The following is a 19,633-nucleotide window of genomic DNA, read 5'->3' on the forward strand; positions in this document are numbered from 1 at the left end:
GGGCGATTGATTGAGATCATGATGCGCGCAGATTCAAGACGCTAAGGCCAAGCTGCTATTATCCGCCGCATTTACTCAGTACGGATTGATCCATGTCCTCTCGCGAAATCCGCATCGCTACTCGCAAAAGCGCGCTGGCCCTTTGGCAGGCCGAATACGTTAAAGCGCGTCTACAAGAGGCTCATCCGGGGCTGCTTGTGACGCTGGTTCCTCTGGTCAGCCGCGGCGACAAGCTGCTGGATTCACCATTGTCGAAGATTGGCGGCAAGGGCCTGTTCGTCAAAGAGCTTGAGACGGCGCTGCTTGAGCACGAAGCCGATATCGCCGTGCATTCGATGAAAGACGTGCCCATGGATTTTCCTCAGGGTCTTGGCCTGTTCTGTATTTGCGAACGGGAAGACCCGCGCGACGCCTTTGTCTCCAACACCTACGCGAGCCTGGAATCATTGCCCGCTGGCAGCATTGTGGGTACCTCAAGCCTGCGGCGTCAGGCACAACTGCTGGCGCGTCGTCCCGATCTGACCATTCATTTTTTGCGTGGCAACGTCAACACCCGGCTCGCCAAGCTTGATGCAGGCGAGTACGACGCAATTATCCTGGCGGCCGCTGGTTTGATTCGTCTGGGTTTCGAAGAGCGCATTACCGCTGTAATCAGCGTCGATGACAGCTTGCCTGCGGGCGGGCAGGGCGCGGTGGGTATCGAGTGCCGCAGTGTCGACACCGAACTGCACGCCTTGCTTGCTCCGCTTCATCATGACGATTCTGCCATTCGCGTAACTGCTGAGCGTGCATTGAACAAACACCTTAATGGTGGCTGCCAGGTCCCCATCGCCTGCTATGCGGTGCTGGAGGGCGATCAGGTCTGGCTGCGTGGCTTGGTCGGCGATCCGTCGGGGGCGCTGTTGTTGCGCGCTGAAGCCCGTGCGCCGCACCTTGATGCTCAGGCATTGGGGGTCCGAGTGGCCGAAGCCCTGCTGACTCAAGGCGCGGCGAAGATCCTCAAGGCGGTGTACGGCGAGGCAGGCGAAGAGTGAGCAATTGGCGCCTGTTATTGACGCGCCCGGCCGAAGAGTCGCAGGCGCTCGCTCAGGTGCTGGCCGATGTTGGCGTGTTCAGTTCGAGCCTGCCACTGCTGGAAATCCAGCCGCTGACGGTGACGCCAGAAAATCAGACGATCATTTATAACTTGCATCAGTATTGTGCGGTCATCGTGGTCAGCAAGCCGGCCGCGCGGCTGGGCCTGGAAATGCTTGATGCAATCTGGCCCCAGCCACCGATGCAAGCGTGGTTCACCGTGGGTGCCGGGACGGCGCAAATTCTCGAGGACTACGGCCTGAGCGTGAGTTTTCCGGAGCACGGTGACGACAGTGAAGCGCTGCTCGACCTGCCGCAATTGCAGCAAGCTATCAACAGCCCTTACCCAAAAGTTTTGATCATGCGCGCCGAAGAGGGTCGTGAATTGTTGGCCGAGCGCTTGCGTGAACAGGGCATTAGTGTCGATTATCTGCCGTTGTACCGCCGCAACCTGCCGCAATATCCTGCTTTCACGCTGGCGCAGCGTGTCCAGGCGGAACGCTTGAACGGGGTGGTGGTCAGCAGTGGACAAGGTTTTCAGCATTTGCGTGAGTTGGCAGGTGATTTTTGGCCTGAACTGGCGCAGTTGCCGTTATTCGTGCCGAGCCCCCGGGTCGCTGAACTGGCGCGCGCCGCCGGGGCTCTGAGTGTGGTGGACTGCCGTGGCGCGAGTGCTACGGCCTTGCTGGCGGCGTTAGGGGAACAACCCGAGCCCGCCTCCCAAGCGTAAAGATCGACGAGTCGTATTACGCGATTACGCCCAAATGCAAAGGATGGATACGTGAGCGATACAGACTTGCCTAAAGATGACATTGAACAGGTTCTGACTTCTTCTGAGCCAACGCCGGACTTGGCGCGCAAAGAGCCCTCGGGCAACCGCAGTAATGGACTGGTGATTCTGGCACTACTGTTAGGCGCCGCCGGCGTTGCAGTGGGTGGATGGGGTGTCTGGCAGTTACGAGCCATTCAGAGCGGTCACCAGCAGCAATCGGGGCAGTTGCAGGACATCGGTTCGCAAACTCAGATACTCAAGCAGAATGAACAGCTGTTGGCGGCACGCCTTGCCCAATTACCTGGCGCGGACGAACTCGAAGAACGGCGGCGTCTGGTGGCCCAGTTGCAAGGCGATCAGCAGCGGTTGAGTCAGCGATTGGAAACCGTATTGGGTGCCAGCCGCAAGGACTGGCGTCTGGCTGAGGCCGAACATTTGTTGAGGTTGGCCAGCCTGCGTCTGTCGGCGTTGCAAGACATTAACAGCGCGCGTGCGCTGGTCGAAGGCGCGGATGAAATCCTCCGCGAACAAGACGATCCCGGCGCCTTTGCTGCGCGTGAACAGTTGGCCAAAAGCCTTGCCGCGCTGCGCAGTGTCGATCAGCCGGACCGCACCGGGCTGTTCCTGCAATTGGCAGCCGTGCGCGAACAAGCAATCGAGCTCAACGCACTGGCGCCGGAATACAAAGACGAAGGTCAATCGCTGTTTGGCCTCACCGATGGCAGCGAAGACAGCTATTGGGCCAAATGGTGGGATCAGATTTCTCATTACATCCGCGTCGATTTCAATGCGGACAAAAGTGTTCGCCCGCTTTTGGCTGGGCAGAGCTTGGCGCAGGTGCGATTGGCTTTGAGTCTTGCGCTGGAACAGGCGCAATGGGCTGCCTTGAACGGTGAAGCACCGGTCTACGCCAAGGCCATGGCTGAAGCGAAAGGTGTGCTGGACAGCAATTTCAATCAGGACAATCCGCAAAGCAAAGCGGTCGGCGCGCAGATCGAGGCGTTGTCCAAGCAGCCTGTTGCGGTGGTGACCCCTGATTTGACGCAAAGCCTTAGCGCGGTGCGCGCTTATCTGGAGCAACGGCATACGCCAGTCGGCGGCGTATTGAGCAATCAAGGCAATGAGGCTCAGCAGGAGACTCGCCAATGAAGCGCGCCTATCTGATCGTCTTTGCGGTCATCGTTGTCGCTGCACTGGTCGGGCTCGCCATTTCCGAGCACGCAGGCTACGTGCTGATTTCCTATGATCGCTTCCGTTATGAGTCCAGTCTGTGGGCACTGCTGGCGTTGCTGGTTTTTATCTGGCTGGTGGTGTGGGCGATTCGCGCCCTGATCGGGTTGGTCACCACCTCCGGTGGTGTGGTCAATCCATGGTCACGTCGTAACCGTAGTCGCCGCGTTCAAATTGCGATTGAACAGGGCCAGATGGATCTGGCCGAAGGTCGTTGGGCCAGCGCGCAGCGCCACTTGCATCGCGCCGCTGAGGCCGAGCGTCAACCGCTGCTCTACTACCTCGGTGCGGCCCGTGCCGCTAACGAGCAAGGGCGTTACGAGGACAGCGACAACCTGCTCGAGCGTGCGCTTGAGCGTCAACCACAGGCCGAGCTGGCTATTGCTCTGAGCCACGCACAGCTTCAGTTGGATCGAGGCGACAGCGATGGCGCCCTGGTCACGTTGCAGGCGATGCAGGAACGTCATCCGCACAATGCGCAGGTATTGCGTCAGTTGCAGCGTTTGTACCGACAGCGTGGTGAGTGGTCAGAAGTCATTCGCCTGATGCCGGAGTTACGCAAAGACAAAGTGCTGCCTGCCCAAGAGCTTGCAGAGCTTGAGCGCCGTGCCTGGGGTGAGAATCTGTCCCTGGCGGCCTATCGCGAACAGCCAGGCGACACGGGGTTGACCGGGCTGGCGGCGCTGGATCGAGCCTGGCAGCAACTGACATCGGCGCAGCGTCAGGAACCTGCGTTGGTGCTGGCGTATGCCGAACAGTTGCGTCGGCTGGGGGCCGATGCACAGGCCGAAGAGGTGCTGCGTTCGACGATCAAACGCGATTACAACACCCACTTGGCTCGCTTGTACGGCCTGGTGCGTGGCAGCGATCCGGCCAAGCAACTGCAAACGGCCGAAGGCTGGCTCAAGCATCATCCAGAGGACCCCAGTCTGCTTTTGACCTTGGGCCGCCTCTGCCTGCAAAGCAGCTTGTGGGGCAAGGCGCGTGATTATCTGGAAGCCAGTCTGCGTGTTCAGCGCAATCCTGAGGCGTGCGCGGAGCTGGCCAGGTTGCTTGGACAGCTAGGCGAAACAGACCGCAGCAATCAGCTGTTCCAGGAAGGTTTGGGGCTGCTCGATGAGCGTTTATTGGCGCGGCCATTGCCGGTTTTGAGCGACGCCTGACCTTTGCGATACAGCGGCAAAAAAAGACCCGATTGAGGGTCTTTTTTTAGTTTAGGGTGCAGGTAAGTAGGATATTTCTCTATTTTTAGGATTTGGCGGATATTTCTTAATGCATCTCGTATGGATTCGCCTGTCAGTGATCAGTAAGTCCTTACGTAAACAGAGAAATATCCTTATCCGAGCGCCTTGAAAGCGGAGCGTGCTTTCCTCTACCGTAACTGCCTTCGTCCTTTGTCACGGATCTTCCATGCGCTCGGCTCGTACCTTGTTCTTTCTGGCGTCTATTGCCTGTGCATTGATCCTGGGTGCCTCTGCTTACCTTGAGCACGACATCGGACCTTCGCTGAGTCCGCTGTGCTATGTACAACGGGTTCTCTACGCAGCCTACGGTGCGATCTGTTTATTGACTGCCCTCCATTCGCCCGGTAAGCGAGGCTGGCAAACGTATTCGGCATGTATGTTGCTGATTTCGCTGTGTGGCGCTGCGATTTCGGGTCGCCAGGTGTTCTTGCAAGCGTCGCCCCCGGAAGACATGGCGTCATGCCTGACCAATCTTCAGTATTTGCTCGACACACAGCCCTATTTAAAAGTCTTCGGCATGGAGTTGGCCGGTAATGCGGGGTGTTCTGAAATCAACTGGTCAATTTTCGGGATCAGTATTCCTGAATGGAGCCTGCTGGCCTATACGGGGATGAGCCTGTTTGCGTTGTACTATCTTTTCATCGAGTTTCGACGGTTCGGATCAGCGCAATCAGGTAGCAGGGATTAAACGCTTGTATGAACTTTATCTCCTGCGTACCTTGAAGGGCTAGTCGTGCGGGCATAATCTGGGCCGCACGCGTTATCGGAATATTGCTGCTGTCGACGTTTTTTGGATACGGTTCCTGCTTTGCAGGCCGGTTCGCCAAATCGGTTACAGCCAGCATGCCCCTAAAGGGAAGAGAGAACATCATGTTGGAAAGTTGTCAGAATGCCCAGGAACGATGGGGTGGGGTCCACAAGCTGATTGATCGCTGGTTGCAGGAGCGCAGCGAACTGATCCGCTCCTACGATGTACTTGGCGACACTCCCGAAGCCTTGGCCGCTGATCGAAAGGGACTGCAGACGTTTTGCGAGTTGTTGGTCGATTACGTCTCTGCCGGACACTTTGAAGTCTACGAGCAACTGAACAGCGAAGCCAAAGCGTTCAATGACGACCGTGGCCTGGAACTGGCCGATACTATTTACCCGCGATTGAATGTCATCACCGAGACTGCCTTGGCATTCAATGATCGGTGCGACAAAGGCGATTGCTCCGATTGCTCACTGGTCGCCGCTGAGTTCAAAACCCTGGGTGGTCTGCTGCACGAGCGCTTCGAACTGGAAGACTGCTTGATCGAGGTGCTGCACAACGCACACAAGGAACAGGACGCCGCTGTTCAGGCTTGAGAAGGCGTGGGTCGCAACAAAAAAAAGGGGTGCATTCGTGTACCCCTTTTGTATGGGCCCAGGCATGGCGCGCTGCGCGCAAGCACGACCCGCTTAGCTGCGGTGGACCATAAACGACTGTCCAGCGAGCCGCCAACAGACCGAGACTCAAACGGGGTTGTTTCTATCAGACATACCGCCCCGTCACAAAATGCTGAACATCGTTAAAGCCAGGTGTTGACGCGTGGCCGGGTGTCACCAGCGAGTCGATGAAGGCTTCATCCTCTGGGGTGATCTTTACGCTCAAGGCTTTGGTGTAACTGTCCCACTGCTCTTCGGTACGTGGCCCGACGATGGCTGAGGTTACAGCCTGGTTATTGAGTACCCAGGCAATGGCGAATTCGACGATACCGACGCCTTTATCCAGCGTGTACTGCTGAATCTTTTGAGCGATACGTAGCGACTCCACGCGCCATTCGGTTTCCAGAATGCGCTTGTCCTGCCGCCCCGCGCGGGTGCTGCTGTCCGGGGTAACGTCTGGCGCGTATTTACCGCTTAATACGCCGCGCGCCAATGGGCTGTAAGGCACCACGCCTAGGCCATAAAACCTGGCAGCGGTTATCTGCTCCGATTCGGCCTGCCGGTTGACGATGTTGTAAAGCGGCTGGCTGATCACGGGTTTATCAACGCCCAGACGCTGCGCGACATTGACCGCCTCGGCGATGCGCCAGCCTCGGAAGTTGGACACGCCCCAGTAACGAATCTTGCCTTGGCGAATCAGGTCGCCGATGGCCGAAATCGTTACTTCAAGCGGTGTGCTGTGGTCTTCCTTGTGCAGGTAATAGATATCGATGTAATCGGTATCGAGACGACGCAGGCTGGACTCAAGCTCGTTGAAGATGTGCTTGCGATTCAGGCCGCTGGTGTTAGGCGCGACGTCACCGGAACTGCTGCCGACCTTGGTCGCCAGCACCCATTCGCTGCGACGCGAGGCAATGGCCTCTCCGACGATTTCTTCGGAGCGCCCTGCGTTGTACACATTCGCGGTGTCGATGAAATTCACACCCTGATCCCAGGCTTTGTCGATGATGCGCAGCGACTCTTCGGTGCTGGTCTGCACACCGAACATCATCGAACCCAGGGTCAGCGTCGAAACTTTGAGGCCGGATTGGCCAAGAATGCGATGAGTCATGCTCGATATCCTTTTCATAAGGAAAGTGGAAATCAGGGCGGTCTGAACAGGATCGGTGAGTGGGTTCTTGAACCTGTCAGACCGGCCGCGTTAGGCCGAACATACTCGCCTGTTTGCAGCGGATTTGAACAGTGACAAATTCATGAGCCCAAAGTTTGGGGGATTGATTTTCGGCAAAGCTGCGAACCAGGCCAGCCCCTAATAAATATGAGCCGTCGCTCACTGACCCTGATTGGTCTCGACCCTGGTCACTGCACCATGCTCCAGATCCCACTTCTTCAGGAGGGTGCCGTAAGTACCGTCGTCAACCATGCTCTGCAGCGCTTGGGCAATCGCCGCCGCCAGTTCAGGATTGGACTTGCTGACACCCAAGCCAGTGAATTGCTTGGATATCGCCAAACCGATTGGCTTGTAAGTGTCCTTCTCTTGCGACATCAGGTACGCAATGGTTTCGCTGCCCTGCATGGCAGCGTCCAGGCGCCCTTGACGCAATTGCGCGCGAGCATCGGCCGAGCCTTCTGAGCCAATCACTTCGATTGCCGGTTTACCTGCTGCCTGGCAATGGGTCTTGCTCCATGCTGCTATTTCCGAAGGCCAGGTGGTGCGCCGGCTTGTGCCAACCTTCTTGCCGCATAGGTCGGTCAGCTCGTTTAACCCTGTATTTTTCGTCAGCGTGTAGAGCTGCGGACCGCTGATGAGGTAGTCGATGAACGTCACCGTTTTTTGTCGCTCAGCCGTGTCAGTCATGCCTGACAGGATGATGTCGAAGCGCTTGGTCACCAGACCGCTGGCCATTTGTTCGAAGGCGGTTTCCTGCCACCTGATGTTCACGCCCAGACGTTCGGCCAATGCATTGCCCAAGTCCACGTCGACACCGGTCAGAGCCTTGGTGGTCGGGTCCTTGAAATCCATCGGTGGATAGTTCGGCACAATAGCTGCCGTGATTTCACCGTTCTCCGTCACGCTGCTCGGCACCGCAGCGAAGACCGAAATGCAGAACATCACGCCGACAAGCAGGGTAGGGAGAATCAGTTTTTCCATGGTCGTTCTCTTTCGCTTTCGTTAGGTGTGGACGGCAGACACGAAGCTATCGCCGCGAACGAACCGCAAAGAGCATTTTCTTCACAGGAGCGTCGACGTTATCCAGTTTTCGCGACCGGATGAGTTCAGCATGAATTGTTAGATGATCTAATGTCCGCGTTATCGACAACACGATATCAGATGCTGATTTGCCGTTGCCGAGGTCTACCCGGGTCCAGGCAGGGGTTAGCGCTTTTTGATCTCTGTGTAATCCACTTCCAGCGTATGCCCGGCGCCCATGTCCATCAGTACGTAAAATTCACCGGCCGGGCGCTTGAAGGTAAACGTGGAGTCGTCGGCAAATTTGCCTGCGACCACCGTATTTTCGTCGTAGTCAATCACATCGACGGTGATGCCGGACGCCCCACTGCCATGGGCAAAACCGCCTTTGCACTGCACCTGATCGCTGGCGATTTCCTGACATTCACACAGCAGCGTATGCGCGTGTGCCGCAAGGCTTGCGCCAGCGCCTATTACCAGTAATGCGGCGGCGAATGTGAACGCGCGCGTCATGGTCGATCTCCTTGGGTCTTCAGCCACTCGACGGTTTTAGGGGAGGCTTTTGCTAGCGAGAGAGTCGTCTGATGCACCGTGCCGTCCCAGCCTTCGAGGGTTATCCACAGATCGTCCTGGGGGTTGGTCGACGTCGAAAGCGCAACCTCGACGCCCATGCGATAAGGACTGCCCTCCAGGATTGCCCCTGCCGCTCTCAGGCTGCGAGGCTTGCCGACGCGCAGGTAGCCCGCCTTGATCTGGGGAATGCAGGCGTCACACAGCGCCGCATTGAACTCTTTAACGTAAACCCCCGGTGCTTCGGCTTCCGGTGCTTCGTCGTGGGCTTCGGCCAGCGTCAGGCTCCATGGCCCGACTTGCACGTCTCCAACGATGCGCTCACCCAAACCGCCATCACCGCGAAAAAGCGCCATGTCACGGAAGTACTGCGGCATGAACCCCAGCGGTATCAGTAGCAACAGAATGTTCAGATGAAAGCGCCACTTCAACCAAAGACGGCGCGCGCGCGAGGCTGGCATGGCGTGTTTGTCGAGTTGCGTCGCGGCCTTGCTCATTGGCGGATCTCCACGGCGTTGCTCTGGCGGTTCAGGCGGGCGGGACGTTTCAGTGCCGCTGCGGTGGCCAGCGCCGTGCGTTTGGTCCAGATCAGCAGGCCGCTGAGCACCATCATGCTCAACAGCAAGCCGAAGAACAGCCAGATCAGCTTGATCCACAGCCCGCCAAAATCACCGGTGTGCAGTGGCCGCATCGATTGCGTCACGAACTCCAGTTTTGAATAGTCCGACAGCAAACGCTGCTCGGCGACATCGCCGTTGTAGGGGTTGATCGACGCGCTTTGAAACATCAATGGATACCAGCCCCGACCTGACAATGAAATGTGGTTGTAGGCGGTGCCGGGGAAGTCGATGTCGCTGATCTCAAGGCCGGGAATGCGCTTCTGTGCGATGTCGATAGCATTATCCACAGCGATCAACATCGGACGTTGGCCGTCGGCAGTGCGCGGCACCTCCTGGCGCGCGACCATGTCCGGCACGCCCTCGGTGGAAATATCAATGTGGTTGTCGAACAGGATCGCCTGAATCAGAAACCACAGCCCAGTGATGGCGATCACCGCGATAAACCAGATCGACCAAATGCCGGACAAGCGATGAAAGTCGCCCCAGAAAATCCGTGCGCCGTGATTAAAGCGCAGCGTGGGTTTGAAAAAGGCTCGCCAGAAGCGCTTGTACACCACCAGCCCCGTGATCAGCGACGCCAACAGTGGCAGGCTCAGCAGCGAAACCAGGTACCAACCCCAACTGAAACCATTGGTGAACGGCACCAGCCACCAGCCATGCAGCGCTCGGGTGAACTGGCGGAAGTTGAAGTCTGGGCTTTTGCCCTGGATAACGCCGGTGTAGGGATTGACGAACAATGTCGCTGAGCTGCCATCGGCGTTACTGACCCGCGCGGTCAGCGCAAAATGCGCTTCGTCAGGGCGGCTGATGTCGCGAATCACCAGCTCAGGCCGAGCCTTGTTGATTGCCTCCACGGCTTGGCCGAAGGTCAGCAGCGGGGCATCGTCGGAGGGCTGCGAGGCGCGTACCTCCGGGAGCACCAGCCAGACGATTTCCTGACTGACGACCGCCAGCGTGCCGGTGATGCACACGATCAACACGAAAAACCAGATGGGCAGCGCCAGCCAGCTATGGACGAGGAACCAGATGCGCGAGCGCGACTTCTTGGACATGGATTAAGCGTCTTGTCTGCAATGAGGAACCGGCGCAAAGAAACTTGCGCGGTAGGGCCAAAACAGTCGGCCTTGTATTAATGACGGACGAGACGTGAAAACCCGCAACTCAAGGTGCAAGCAAATGTTGCGGGTGCAGTTAATTAGGCTCGATCAGTGCCTGTCATCCACCGCCCAAGGCCGCGATCAATCTTCAGTCCAACCCCGCCGCAGATTGATCGCAGCCTCTGGCTCAAGGACAGCCCGGCGTTTTCGAGACCTCCTTGGAAGCCTGTTGCAGCATCTCTTTGAGCTTGACGGCATCGCGGCTTACGTAAACGCGACCACCGGTATTTTCAGCCATGCAGTTGGAGAGGCTGTTTTCGCCGATATTCACCACGTTGACCTTCAGGCGTGGTTGGTTTTGAGCGATGCGTCGCGATACCGCACAGGCGTCTTGCTGACAGTTATCTTCACCGTCGATGTACATGACGATGAACGCATCGCGATTGCGGCCATCCACTCGTGAGGCCGCTTGGGCCAGGCTTTCAGCCAGCGGTGTCCCGTAGTCGGCGCGTAAACCGTAGATGCCCTTGATTAGCTGTGTTCGTTTAGGTGTTGGAAACACCCCGTAATCGACCACTTTTCCGCAGCCCTGGAACGCCATGAAGCGCGTGTCGATTTCCGGTTGCAGGTTGTTGATCATCTTCGCCAGCGAGTCTTTCGCCACTTCAAGCCGCGTCGGGCTGACCAGCATCGGCGCCACTCGTGGATCGCGCGGGTCAAGATTGGCGCCTACCGTGGCGTACCATTCATCGTCCCGGGGGGAGGTCTTGACGTTCAGGTTCATTGACCCCGAGGTGTCCAGCACCACGACGAACTGCGGCGGCAATGCGGCATCCAGCGGTTTAGGGCAGACCTTCTCAGGTTTGGGCTTTGGCACCGGTTTAGGTGCCGGTTCGGGAACAGGTGGAGGTGGAGGCGGTGCTGGCTCCGGTATTGGTTCTGGCTCAGGCTCGGGCTCCGGTACGGGCACCGGGGCTGGCTCGGGAATGGGCTCAGGCTTGGGCGCTGGCGGTGCGATCACTTGCGGCACAGGCTCAGGCACGACAGGCACGGGCTGCGCCTCGGGGGTGCGCCAGAACCACCACAGCAAAAAGGCCAATAGCAAGAGTAGTAACGCCAGCAACAGCCAGGGCCAGAGACGACGGCGTACCACGGCAGGAGCGACGGCGGCCGCCGCCGGGGCAATCGGCGGCACGGGTTTGGGTTTAGGTTTGAGCGATTGCCAGCGGACCACCAGCGGCTCACCGTTCAGGCTGTAAAGCTGCTCAGGTTCGGGCTCGCCGATCAGGCTGCGCAGCTCGCTGGCAGCGTCTGGCTGGCCCCTGTTTTGCAGTTCATCCGCCAACTGCTCCAACGACTGCTGGCGTCGATGGTAGGTGTCCAGCAATTGCCGCTGCTGATCTTCGCTCAGGGTGCTGAAAGGCGTGGCCTGGCCACCCAGGTCTGTCCACCATTCGAGCACGCCACCGCTGCCTTCACGCGGGATGGCGTAAAGGCTGGCGATATTGGGTGGGAAGTGTTTACGAATGATCTCGACCTTGGCGTCGAGTGTGGTCATTTCGCCTGGAGGCGTGCTGGCGTCCCTGATGACCCGCTGCATGGCATTTATCCCTTGAAAAGTCTCAGGCGCCCCTCACGGGGCACTCGTTTGGCTTACTCGTCGTAGCCGAGGCTCAGTTGCAACTTACTGACCTTTTTTTGCAAGGTCTTGAGCTCTTCCTGCTTGGCCGCCAGTTGCGCCGGATTGCTGGTGGCTGGCTGGCTTTGCGCGGCCTGCAGTTGGCTCTGGAGTGCGTTGATCTGCTTTTGCACGCCAGCCTTGTTGGCATGGCGCGTCTTGAGCGTAGACAGCAATTGCCCCAGCGATTGATTCAATGTCGCCTGGGCTTGCTGCTGCGATTGCAGGTCCTTGCGGGTTGAGGCTTGCTCGGCCGCGATGTTGTCGTAGACCCGCTTGAACATCGCGTTTTCATTTTGCGCGTCGGTCAAGGCTTTCTCGTTGCTGCGTACTTGATCGCTGTAACCACCGGTGTAGTCGCAGTTCATCTTGGTGATCATGCTCACGTCACGATTGGTGGCGTCGCAGGAGCCGGGCGCGGTGGCGCAGCCCGAAAGGGCCAACGCGCCTCCCAGGCAAAGAAACAGGCGAGCGGTCATGTTCATGAGATCAACCCAGAGTGATTGCAGAGCGTTGGCTGTACAGACCGTCGACTTCTTTTTGCAGCGCGGCGACCTTCTCGTTCATCTTCAGGATGTTGATATCGACCTGCTTGAGCTCGGCGCTGTTGCCTTGAGCGCGTTCGGCGTCCGCAACCTTGGTGTATTCGGTGACTTTGTTGCGCATGTTGCCCAGCTCTTTGCGCAGGTAGGTGATGTTCTCGTCGATGCTGGCAATGTCGGTCTGGGCCTTGGCCTTGTCGAGCTTCTTGCTGGCGATGTCACGCTTGATCTGGGCGATGTTTTGCTGGTCGTCGTTGATCACCTGCTGCGCGATGGCGGTACGGGCGACCACTTTGTCGGTATCGGCCTGAACGTCCTTGGTCATGACCTGCAAACGTTCGGTGGTATTGGAGTACTGGGCGCGACGTTGATCCAGATAGTAGTTCGCACCCATCGCCACACCACACGCCGCAACACCGGCCACAACGGCGCACGCGGCTTTGTTACTTGAGTTGGACAGCGCGCAGGCCAGCACGCCAGCCCCGGCAGCTACGGCACAGGCCTGATAGCCCGACTTGCTGAAGAATTCGGCAGAGGAACCTTGAGTCAGACGCGGGTCCGGCGAGTTGCCGGTCAGGCTGCTGCCGGTGGACGCGCAACCGGTCAGCAGAATGCTACCTGCCACGACGAAGCTGATCAGCAGCCTGGAATGAAAACGCAGGTATTGAATCATGGTGTTGCTCCTTGAGGTGTGCTGTTTGGGTTATGGCTTGACGGCTTTGCAAGCCGCCAACCAGGCGTCGGCATCGATTTTTTGTTTTTGCAAAAAGACTTTCTGGTTGGCCCAATGCGTTTTCAGGTACGGCTTGAGGGACTGTAGTTGTTTGTTGCGGTCCATGATTTCGTCCATCACAGGCACCTGCTTTTCCAGCAACGGCTGGCCATACAGCGACGCGGATTCCACCAGGCTGCTGGCGTAATAAAGCCCCAGTTTGTGAACCCTGATTTGCTGTTCGTCGAGCTTGGCTTTGCGCTTGTCGCAGGTTGAATCTTTATCAGAGCCCTCGCAGGTGACGGTGTAGTTCTGCTGCATGAAGTCCAGGTATTGCCCGTCGTCGAGCATCTTGGTGCAGAGGAATGCGCCCAGATTCAGACTGGCGCGAATCGCTTGGTCACGGTTTTCTTCTTGCTGCTGATTGGCCGCCCGTAACTGGCTTTCCAGTGCTTGAAGTTTCTCTTTGAGCGCTTTGTCGTCAACCGTGGACGCCAGATTATTGAGGGTCTGAACGGCCCCTTTGCCTTCGCCCTGATCAGGTTCCTGACTGCCAGTGCCAAGGGTTTTCCAACTGCTCTCGATGGCCTTCACGCGGTCGCGCGAGGTCAGGGTTTGCGAGACCATCGCCAGGCGAAAGCCTGTGGTCTTGCTCTTCATCTGGCCGTCGGCGTTGTAGTACGGGTCTTCCTGGCGCAGCGAGGTGCGGATCTCGGCCTGTGCGGTCAGGAAATTACCGCCCCGCACCACATAGCCACCGGCCTGGCCGTGCTGGCGGTCGAGTTTGTTCAGCCGGAAGGGCTCGAACATCATTTCGTCGGCATTGCCGAGCATGTCGTGAAGGCCAAGTGGGTTGGGCTTGAGCAAGCCACTGAGCTGCAACTGGCCGTTTGAGGACTGTGACCCGGCGAACCATTCGTAGGCGTTGAGGTTTTCCGGCATCGGGTAGCGGGTATCACGGAATTCTGCCGCGCTGACATCAACCCCGCCACGCGCGGCGAACTCCCACTCCACTTCGGTCGGCAGGCGTACAAAACCTTCGGAACCGTCCTCTTTGGGCAGTTTGTCGGCGGCATTTTTGCGCAGCCATAAGTTGTATTTGTCCGACGCCTGCATGGCGTCCATCCAACTGACGGACACCTGCGGCAGGCGCAGCTTGTTGGACGGCGTTGGGCAGGTTTCGTCAGTCAGGGCGCGGTATTGCAGCTGCGTCAGCTCATACTTGGCCATCAGGTAATAACGGGATTTATCGCTTTTGGCGCCGGTAAAACTGCCGGCGATAAAGGCTGGACGTGTCTGCTCCACGTAGCCGTATTCGGCGCCATCCTGGCCGACCTTGACCGGGAAGTCGTCCAGGGGCCCGGCAAGCGGGATGAACACCTTGCGAAACACCATCGACCCTTCACAGGGCATGGGCAGAATCACGTCTTCCTTGTCCGGCATGGGGTTGAATTGCTTCTCTTCCCAGGCGGCTGCTGACGCGTCCAGCCAGGGGGCCAGGGTTAAAGGCAGCAGCAAGGCGATACGTTTAAAGTTCACGCAGACTCTCCGCGGGTTGGATGCTGATGGCGCGCACAGCGCCGATGAGGGCCACCAGCACGGCCACAAAAAGGGACAGCAGTAACGCGGCCAGCCCGTGCCAAAGGGTGATGTGACAGATGAAGGCGCCAGTGCCCTGGCTGCTGCCGAGCAGCCGGTCGAACAGTTGGCTGCCAACCAAGTAAAACGCCAGCCCGCCCGCGTAGCCGATCAGGCTCAAAACGGTGGCTTGCAGAATCACGAAACCGGCGACCGCCGGGCTGCTGAAACCCAACAGGCGCAGCACCGCCAGGCTCTTGCGTTTGCGATCGATATTGGCCAGGAATGCACCGACCAACGAAGCAATGCAGCCGGTCAATGCGGCAGCGGCAATGACCCCGAAAATCAGACCCAGGACGCGGTTGATTGCTTTCACATTGTCGATATCGGCCAGCCGACTCGTTGTTTGAATGTTCTGCGCGGTGAGCCAGTGCTCCAGCGGCGCGACGCTGTCGATGTCGCGGGCATAAATGCGCGCACGGGCGTACAGCGGTTGCAGAGTGCCCAACGGCTTGCCGGTGTCTATGCCAAACGCCGGAACCTGATAGCCGTCGCGAAAATGCTCCAGCGACAGCAACAGCGCAGGCGCAATAAAGCCAGCGGCGCGACCGAAGCGTGCGGCGTCCAGAACCGCCACGACGTTCAGGTTGATTTCGCCGCGCTCACTGACGCCCTCCAGGCGCCGCATGGCCCGCAGCCGCACGCTGTCACCGGCTTTGGCCTGCAAGCGTTGCGCGGCCATCGCGCTGAGAATCACATCATTGCCCTGAAGGGCGCTGAGTGGCGTGTTCAACAGTGGGTCGCCCGCTTGAGTCGGAAGGATTTCAGCGTTTTCGACAAACCGCTGCATGCCGATCAACAGGTCGGCCTGGGTATTCAGCGAGCGTGTCTGGCCAATGGCAAAACCTGTTTCGGGGACCTGTTGCAGGCGCTGTATCCAGGCGTCATCAAAATTGCCACTGCTGAGCATCTTCACTTCGAGGTTGCGCGGGTCGCGCAGCAGTTCATCCTGCAATTGGCTGACGACACCGTGTTTAAGCCCGAACAGCAGCAACAGGGGCGCGATTACCGCCACCAAAGACGCCGCGATGCAGAACGAGACTTTTCGGTCGTGCCAGAGGTCTTCGACTGCCAGTTTCCCGAGCAGGCGCAGGCGATCAATCCATCGCTTCAAAGCGCGTCTCCCCTTCGTGGCTGATGGCCCCCAGACGCTTGAGCCCAAAATCCCGGACCAGCGCCCAGTCGTGGGAAACCACCAGCGCGCTCAGGCCCAGATCCGCCACCAGACTCAGCAGCAGCTCAAACAAACGATGGGCGCTGTGCGGGTCGAGCGCAGCGGTAGGCTCGTCGGCCAGCAGCAACTGAGGTTCATGGGCGATGGCGCGTACGCAGGCGACCCGTTGCCGCTCACCAATCGATAACGCTTGTGGCAGTTTGTCGAGCAGCCCTTCCAGGCGCAAAGCGCTGATCGCCCGCTCCACGTGTGGGCTGTGTTCACTCATGCCCAGCAAGCGGCGCGGCAGGCTGATGTTGTCGCGCACTTTGAGAAATGGCAGCAGCCCGCCACTTTGCAGAATGAAACCCAAATCCCGGGAACGTACCTGCGTCAGCGCGGCCTGATCATCGGCGGCCAGCATCCGACCGATGTCCAGCGCTTCACGCCCCAGCCGAAAATGCGCCAGCTCTTTGGGCGCCAACAGCAAGCCGATGGCCTCCAGCAACGTGCTTTTGCCACAGCCGCTTTCACCTGTGATGGCGAGGATTTCTCCGGCGCCGATCTGCAGGTTCGGCAGGCGGACGCGGTGCGCTTGCGCGCCGTCTCCGCGTTGCACAAGCAGGTCCTGAATATCGAGCATTTCGATGGGCTGCTCTCGTTACGGCATCATTTCAAGAGGCACCGGATAGACGTTATCCCGTGCGTCGCTGTCTTTGGCCAACGCTACCCAGCGGTCGACATCGGCGTTGTAACGCTGGTAATGCCGAAGCTTGGTGCTCAGGTTGCGGATGAATTTTTCCTGCGCCAACCCGTCCCAGCTCTTCCAGGTTTCTTCGTCCAGGTTGAGCACTTCGCTGTGATACGGCAGGTCTTCGAGGTATTCACCCAGTACGCCCAAATCGGCGACCTTGGCGTTGTTGTTCTGTTTGAGCTGGTTAGGATCGGCGCCCATGGTGGCGGCCACTGAGCGCAGCTTCTCGAACATGTCCGTGGGCGAGATCAAACCTTCGTTGGCGGCGTCGAGAATCTGCTTCATCACGTCGCTCAGGTCGCTGAGTTGGGACTTGGTCAGCAGCACACGCACGTCGGTGGTGGGGATGTTCTGCTTGATCAGGTCACGGTCAGTGATCCAGGCCTGGAACACCGGCGGCGCCTGACTGCCGGTTTTTTCACCCAGATAAGCCAGTTGCATCGCGTGGCCGATCAAGGCCGCGTCCTCCAGCATCTTTTTCTCGGCGGGGTCCTGCTTGGCGTTGGCTGCGCTGCCAATCGCCTCATCGCCCATATAGGCGGCCTTGACCTGCGAGGTGATGGCGGCGGCGAGGGCATCGACCTTGCGACCAAATTCCTGCACGTCACCGGCGTTGACCGGGTAGTACAACGAGGTGTTGGTGCCGGGGTAGGTCGACAGGTTGCGGTACTGCTCTTCAGCCTTGGCGTGATCCTTGGCACCTGCCGGGGTTTTCAGGTGCAAGGTGTAAATAGCGACGCCAGGGTTGGCCGCTTCAAGACGAACTTGATCGGCGTTGAGCCCGGTATTGGACAGTTTGTCGGTGCCGTCCAGCGCACCAGCGTCAGTGATCAAGACCACATAGCGGGCGCCGAACTGGCTCCAGTCGACCTTGTCGATGCTGTGCATGACGCCCGCGTAGGCGTCTTCGTCGAATGCGCCGCTGGAGACCTTGGCCTGCTTGAGGTCGGCGACCTTGGCGAGAAAGTCGGTACTGTCCTGTACTTGATTGGGGTCGGCGTACATCTTGCTGACGTATTCCAACCCCGGCACCGCCTTGGTGCTGGAACGGAAGGCGACCAGGCCGAATTTCACCTGCTTGCCCAGGTTCTCTTTCTCGATCTGCTGGTAGACCTTGCGAATCGCTTCGCGGGTACGGTCGATGTACGGGTCCATCGAGATGGTCGAGTCGATCACGAACACCACGGCCGCGCTGAATTCCTTCAACTGGCTGGTGGCATTGGCATTGGCATTGGCCGTGCCGGCTGCATTGTTGGCAGCACCGGCTGAAGCGGCGGCCTGAGCGGTTTTCTCATCGGCCTTGCTCACGGATGCGACATTGAGAATGCGCGTGCGAAAGCCTGCCTCGGTCATGACTTCTTCGCCGCTCAGCACGGGCAACAGGTAGAACTGCTTCTGCATGTCGACGAAGTATTCAGGCTCCTGCGCCAGCACCCCCGGCGCTTGAGCGCCTTGCTTGAGCTTGGCGCGCAACGGCGCGACCTTGCTCACTGGATCGGGCGCATCAAGGATGCCTTCCAGTGTCGGACGCTCCTTGAAGAACAGCAGCCGGTCGCGGTTTGCCGGGTTGGTGAACGCCAGCGTGAGCTGCATCTTCCACTCAACAGTACACGTTGAAGGCAGCCAGCCAATGGTTTTGCCGAAACTGTCCGGGCCGACTTTCAGCCATTCGGTATTGGCCGCCTGGGCGCGCTCATAGACGTAAAAGCGGCTGAAAGTCGGCTGTGCGACGCCATCCTTTGCGCCCGCAGTGGAACTCAGTTGGCAACCCGGCGTTGTCAGCACGCGCTGAAACAAGGTTTTCTTGCCCGCCTGAATCAGCGGTTTGTCGTCCGCGTGGGCCATTGGGCCGACCGCGCAGATAGTCAGCAGCGCAATGGAGGCCAAGCTGCGATTGAACCCCCTCACGGTTTGAGCTCCTCGTAGCGTTGCTTGGCTTCAACGTTGTTGGGCTCAAGGGCGAGAATGGTTTCGTACCAGTAAGCGGCGGTGGCTTTGTCCGGTTCGGCGAAGCATTCGCTTGGCTGATGGAATTTCGGATCGTACTCGTGCGCATACGCTGTGGCGATCAGCACGTCGCCCGCTTGCGAGCGGTTGGCGTACAGACGCTGAGCGACGCCGCAATGCTTGCTGGTCTTGGCGGTCTCGATGATTTTCAACAGCTCGGCGCTGGCCGGTGCTTGCTTGATACAGGCTTGCACGAAGGCAAGCTCAGGCTGGCTGTTCATGCTTTCCAGTGTGCAGGCGGCCGCGCCCGCAGCAGGTTCGACGTTGGGCGTGGGCGTGGGTGTTGGGGGGACCGGGGCTTCGGGTTTTTTCAGGAGGAAAAACCACACAGCCGCAGCGGCGAGAATCAACACCAACAGACCGATGATGACCGGCACGAGCTTGTTGCCCCCTTTTCGCCGCTCAGGCTGCACGAGGCGCTCGCTGGATTCTGAGTTGATCGGTTCAGGTTCAGGCTCCGGTTCGACAACGTCTGCTGTTGGCAGGTCGAGCAACGGCACATCCGGTATTTCCAGCGGCTCGCTTGGCACTGTTGGCGTGGCCAGATCAGCGCCGCCGTAGATGCCACGGGTTTCGCCGCCTGCGCTGGAAGCGAGCAAACCGGCACCCGGCCGCACCACGCCACGGTCGCTGAAGTTCAGGCTTTGCTCGCGCAGCTCGATCTGGAAGTTGGAGCTGGCACTGCCTTCGAGCAGCGGGTCGACCACGTCAGGCCCGACCAGGGTTTCCAGTGCTTCACCGCTGGCGCCTTCGCTGAAATGCGGCACCTTGAACCAGAAGGGATTACTGCTCCATTGCTTGTGGTCCTGCAGGTAAAAGCCGTCCTGATTGCGCTGGATAGAAAACTCCAGACGCTCATGGGCGCCTTGCCATTTTTTTACCGTCAGGCAGGCCTGGCCCAGTACGCTTGGCTCCAGGGCCAGCAGGTCAACTCGAATGGGCAT

Annotated in this window: 19 protein-coding genes; 6 read left to right on the top strand and 13 right to left on the bottom strand. The window is 58.8% G+C overall.

Features of this window, described 5'->3' with window-relative positions:
• Window positions 1-92: 92 nt before the first annotated feature.
• From hemC to rsd, 6 genes are all read left to right on the top strand, one after another.
• Window positions 93-1,034 carry a hydroxymethylbilane synthase gene (gene hemC, locus VGC62_RS15345; protein ID WP_331187929.1) on the top strand — a complete coding sequence of 314 codons (942 nt, stop codon included), beginning with the start codon at window positions 93-95 and terminating at the stop codon, window positions 1,032-1,034.
• The gene (locus VGC62_RS15350; protein ID WP_331187930.1) at window positions 1,031-1,804 is read left to right on the top strand and encodes a uroporphyrinogen-III synthase; all 774 of its coding nucleotides are present in this window, start codon (window positions 1,031-1,033) and stop codon (window positions 1,802-1,804) included. Before hemC ends, VGC62_RS15350 begins: the two co-directional genes overlap by 4 nt.
• Before the next feature lie 51 nt (window positions 1,805-1,855).
• Window positions 1,856-2,995, top strand: a complete 1,140-nt coding sequence (locus VGC62_RS15355) for a uroporphyrinogen-III C-methyltransferase (RefSeq protein ID WP_331187931.1) — start codon at window positions 1,856-1,858, stop codon at window positions 2,993-2,995.
• The gene (locus VGC62_RS15360; protein WP_331187932.1) at window positions 2,992-4,239 is read left to right on the top strand and encodes a heme biosynthesis protein HemY; all 1,248 of its coding nucleotides are present in this window, start codon (window positions 2,992-2,994) and stop codon (window positions 4,237-4,239) included. Before VGC62_RS15355 ends, VGC62_RS15360 begins: the two co-directional genes overlap by 4 nt.
• Before the next feature lie 247 nt (window positions 4,240-4,486).
• Entirely contained in the window at window positions 4,487-5,008 is a 522-nt protein-coding gene (locus VGC62_RS15365; RefSeq protein ID WP_331187933.1) for a disulfide bond formation protein B, read from the top strand.
• A gap of 182 nt (window positions 5,009-5,190) precedes the next feature.
• Window positions 5,191-5,667 carry a sigma D regulator gene (gene rsd, locus VGC62_RS15370; RefSeq protein ID WP_331187934.1) on the top strand — a complete coding sequence of 159 codons (477 nt, stop codon included), beginning with the start codon at window positions 5,191-5,193 and terminating at the stop codon, window positions 5,665-5,667.
• Between the two features lie 166 nt (window positions 5,668-5,833).
• Here the strand turns inward: rsd and VGC62_RS15375 are convergent, their stop codons facing one another.
• The 13 genes from VGC62_RS15375 to VGC62_RS15435 all read right to left on the bottom strand — a co-directional run bounded on the left by VGC62_RS15375 (window position 5,834) and on the right by VGC62_RS15435 (window position 19,633).
• Window positions 5,834-6,838, bottom strand: coding sequence for an aldo/keto reductase (locus VGC62_RS15375; RefSeq protein WP_331187935.1), 1,005 nt, complete (start codon window positions 6,836-6,838; stop codon window positions 5,834-5,836).
• Window positions 6,839-7,057: 219 nt separating this feature from the next.
• Window positions 7,058-7,879, bottom strand: coding sequence for an ABC transporter substrate-binding protein (locus VGC62_RS15380; RefSeq protein ID WP_331187936.1), 822 nt, complete (start codon window positions 7,877-7,879; stop codon window positions 7,058-7,060).
• A gap of 225 nt (window positions 7,880-8,104) precedes the next feature.
• On the bottom strand, window positions 8,105-8,431 hold the full coding sequence (locus VGC62_RS15385) for a hypothetical protein (protein WP_331187937.1): 327 nt from the start codon (window positions 8,429-8,431) through the stop codon (window positions 8,105-8,107).
• A complete protein-coding gene (locus VGC62_RS15390) occupies window positions 8,428-8,985 on the bottom strand; it encodes a thiamine pyrophosphate-binding protein (protein ID WP_331187938.1) in 558 nt (185 codons plus the stop codon). Before VGC62_RS15390 ends, VGC62_RS15385 begins: the two co-directional genes overlap by 4 nt.
• On the bottom strand, window positions 8,982-10,160 hold the full coding sequence (locus tag VGC62_RS15395) for a PepSY domain-containing protein (RefSeq protein ID WP_331187939.1): 1,179 nt from the start codon (window positions 10,158-10,160) through the stop codon (window positions 8,982-8,984). Before VGC62_RS15395 ends, VGC62_RS15390 begins: the two co-directional genes overlap by 4 nt.
• A 232-nt stretch (window positions 10,161-10,392) precedes the next feature.
• Entirely contained in the window at window positions 10,393-11,805 is a 1,413-nt protein-coding gene (locus tag VGC62_RS15400) for a hypothetical protein (RefSeq protein WP_331187940.1), read from the bottom strand.
• A 53-nt stretch (window positions 11,806-11,858) separates the two neighbouring features.
• On the bottom strand, window positions 11,859-12,362 hold the full coding sequence (locus tag VGC62_RS15405; RefSeq protein ID WP_331187964.1) for a hypothetical protein: 504 nt from the start codon (window positions 12,360-12,362) through the stop codon (window positions 11,859-11,861).
• Window positions 12,363-12,372: 10 nt separating this feature from the next.
• On the bottom strand, window positions 12,373-13,098 hold the full coding sequence (locus VGC62_RS15410) for a hypothetical protein (RefSeq protein WP_331187941.1): 726 nt from the start codon (window positions 13,096-13,098) through the stop codon (window positions 12,373-12,375).
• A gap of 30 nt (window positions 13,099-13,128) precedes the next feature.
• On the bottom strand, window positions 13,129-14,580 hold the full coding sequence (locus tag VGC62_RS15415; protein WP_414705808.1) for an SUMF1/EgtB/PvdO family nonheme iron enzyme: 1,452 nt from the start codon (window positions 14,578-14,580) through the stop codon (window positions 13,129-13,131).
• A gap of 85 nt (window positions 14,581-14,665) precedes the next feature.
• A complete protein-coding gene (locus VGC62_RS15420) occupies window positions 14,666-15,889 on the bottom strand; it encodes an ABC transporter permease (RefSeq protein WP_331187943.1) in 1,224 nt (407 codons plus the stop codon).
• Entirely contained in the window at window positions 15,873-16,571 is a 699-nt protein-coding gene (locus tag VGC62_RS15425) for an ABC transporter ATP-binding protein (protein WP_331187944.1), read from the bottom strand. The genes VGC62_RS15420 and VGC62_RS15425 overlap by 17 nt, the downstream gene beginning before the upstream one ends.
• Window positions 16,572-16,589: 18 nt before the next feature.
• Entirely contained in the window at window positions 16,590-18,527 is a 1,938-nt protein-coding gene (locus tag VGC62_RS15430) for a vWA domain-containing protein (RefSeq protein ID WP_331187965.1), read from the bottom strand.
• Window positions 18,528-18,586: 59 nt separating this feature from the next.
• Window positions 18,587-19,633 carry a hypothetical protein gene (locus VGC62_RS15435; RefSeq protein ID WP_331187945.1) on the bottom strand — a complete coding sequence of 349 codons (1,047 nt, stop codon included), beginning with the start codon at window positions 19,631-19,633 and terminating at the stop codon, window positions 18,587-18,589.

Origin of the sequence: Pseudomonas sp., assembly GCF_036404235.1 — a bacterium.
GTDB lineage: Bacteria > Pseudomonadota > Gammaproteobacteria > Pseudomonadales > Pseudomonadaceae > Aquipseudomonas.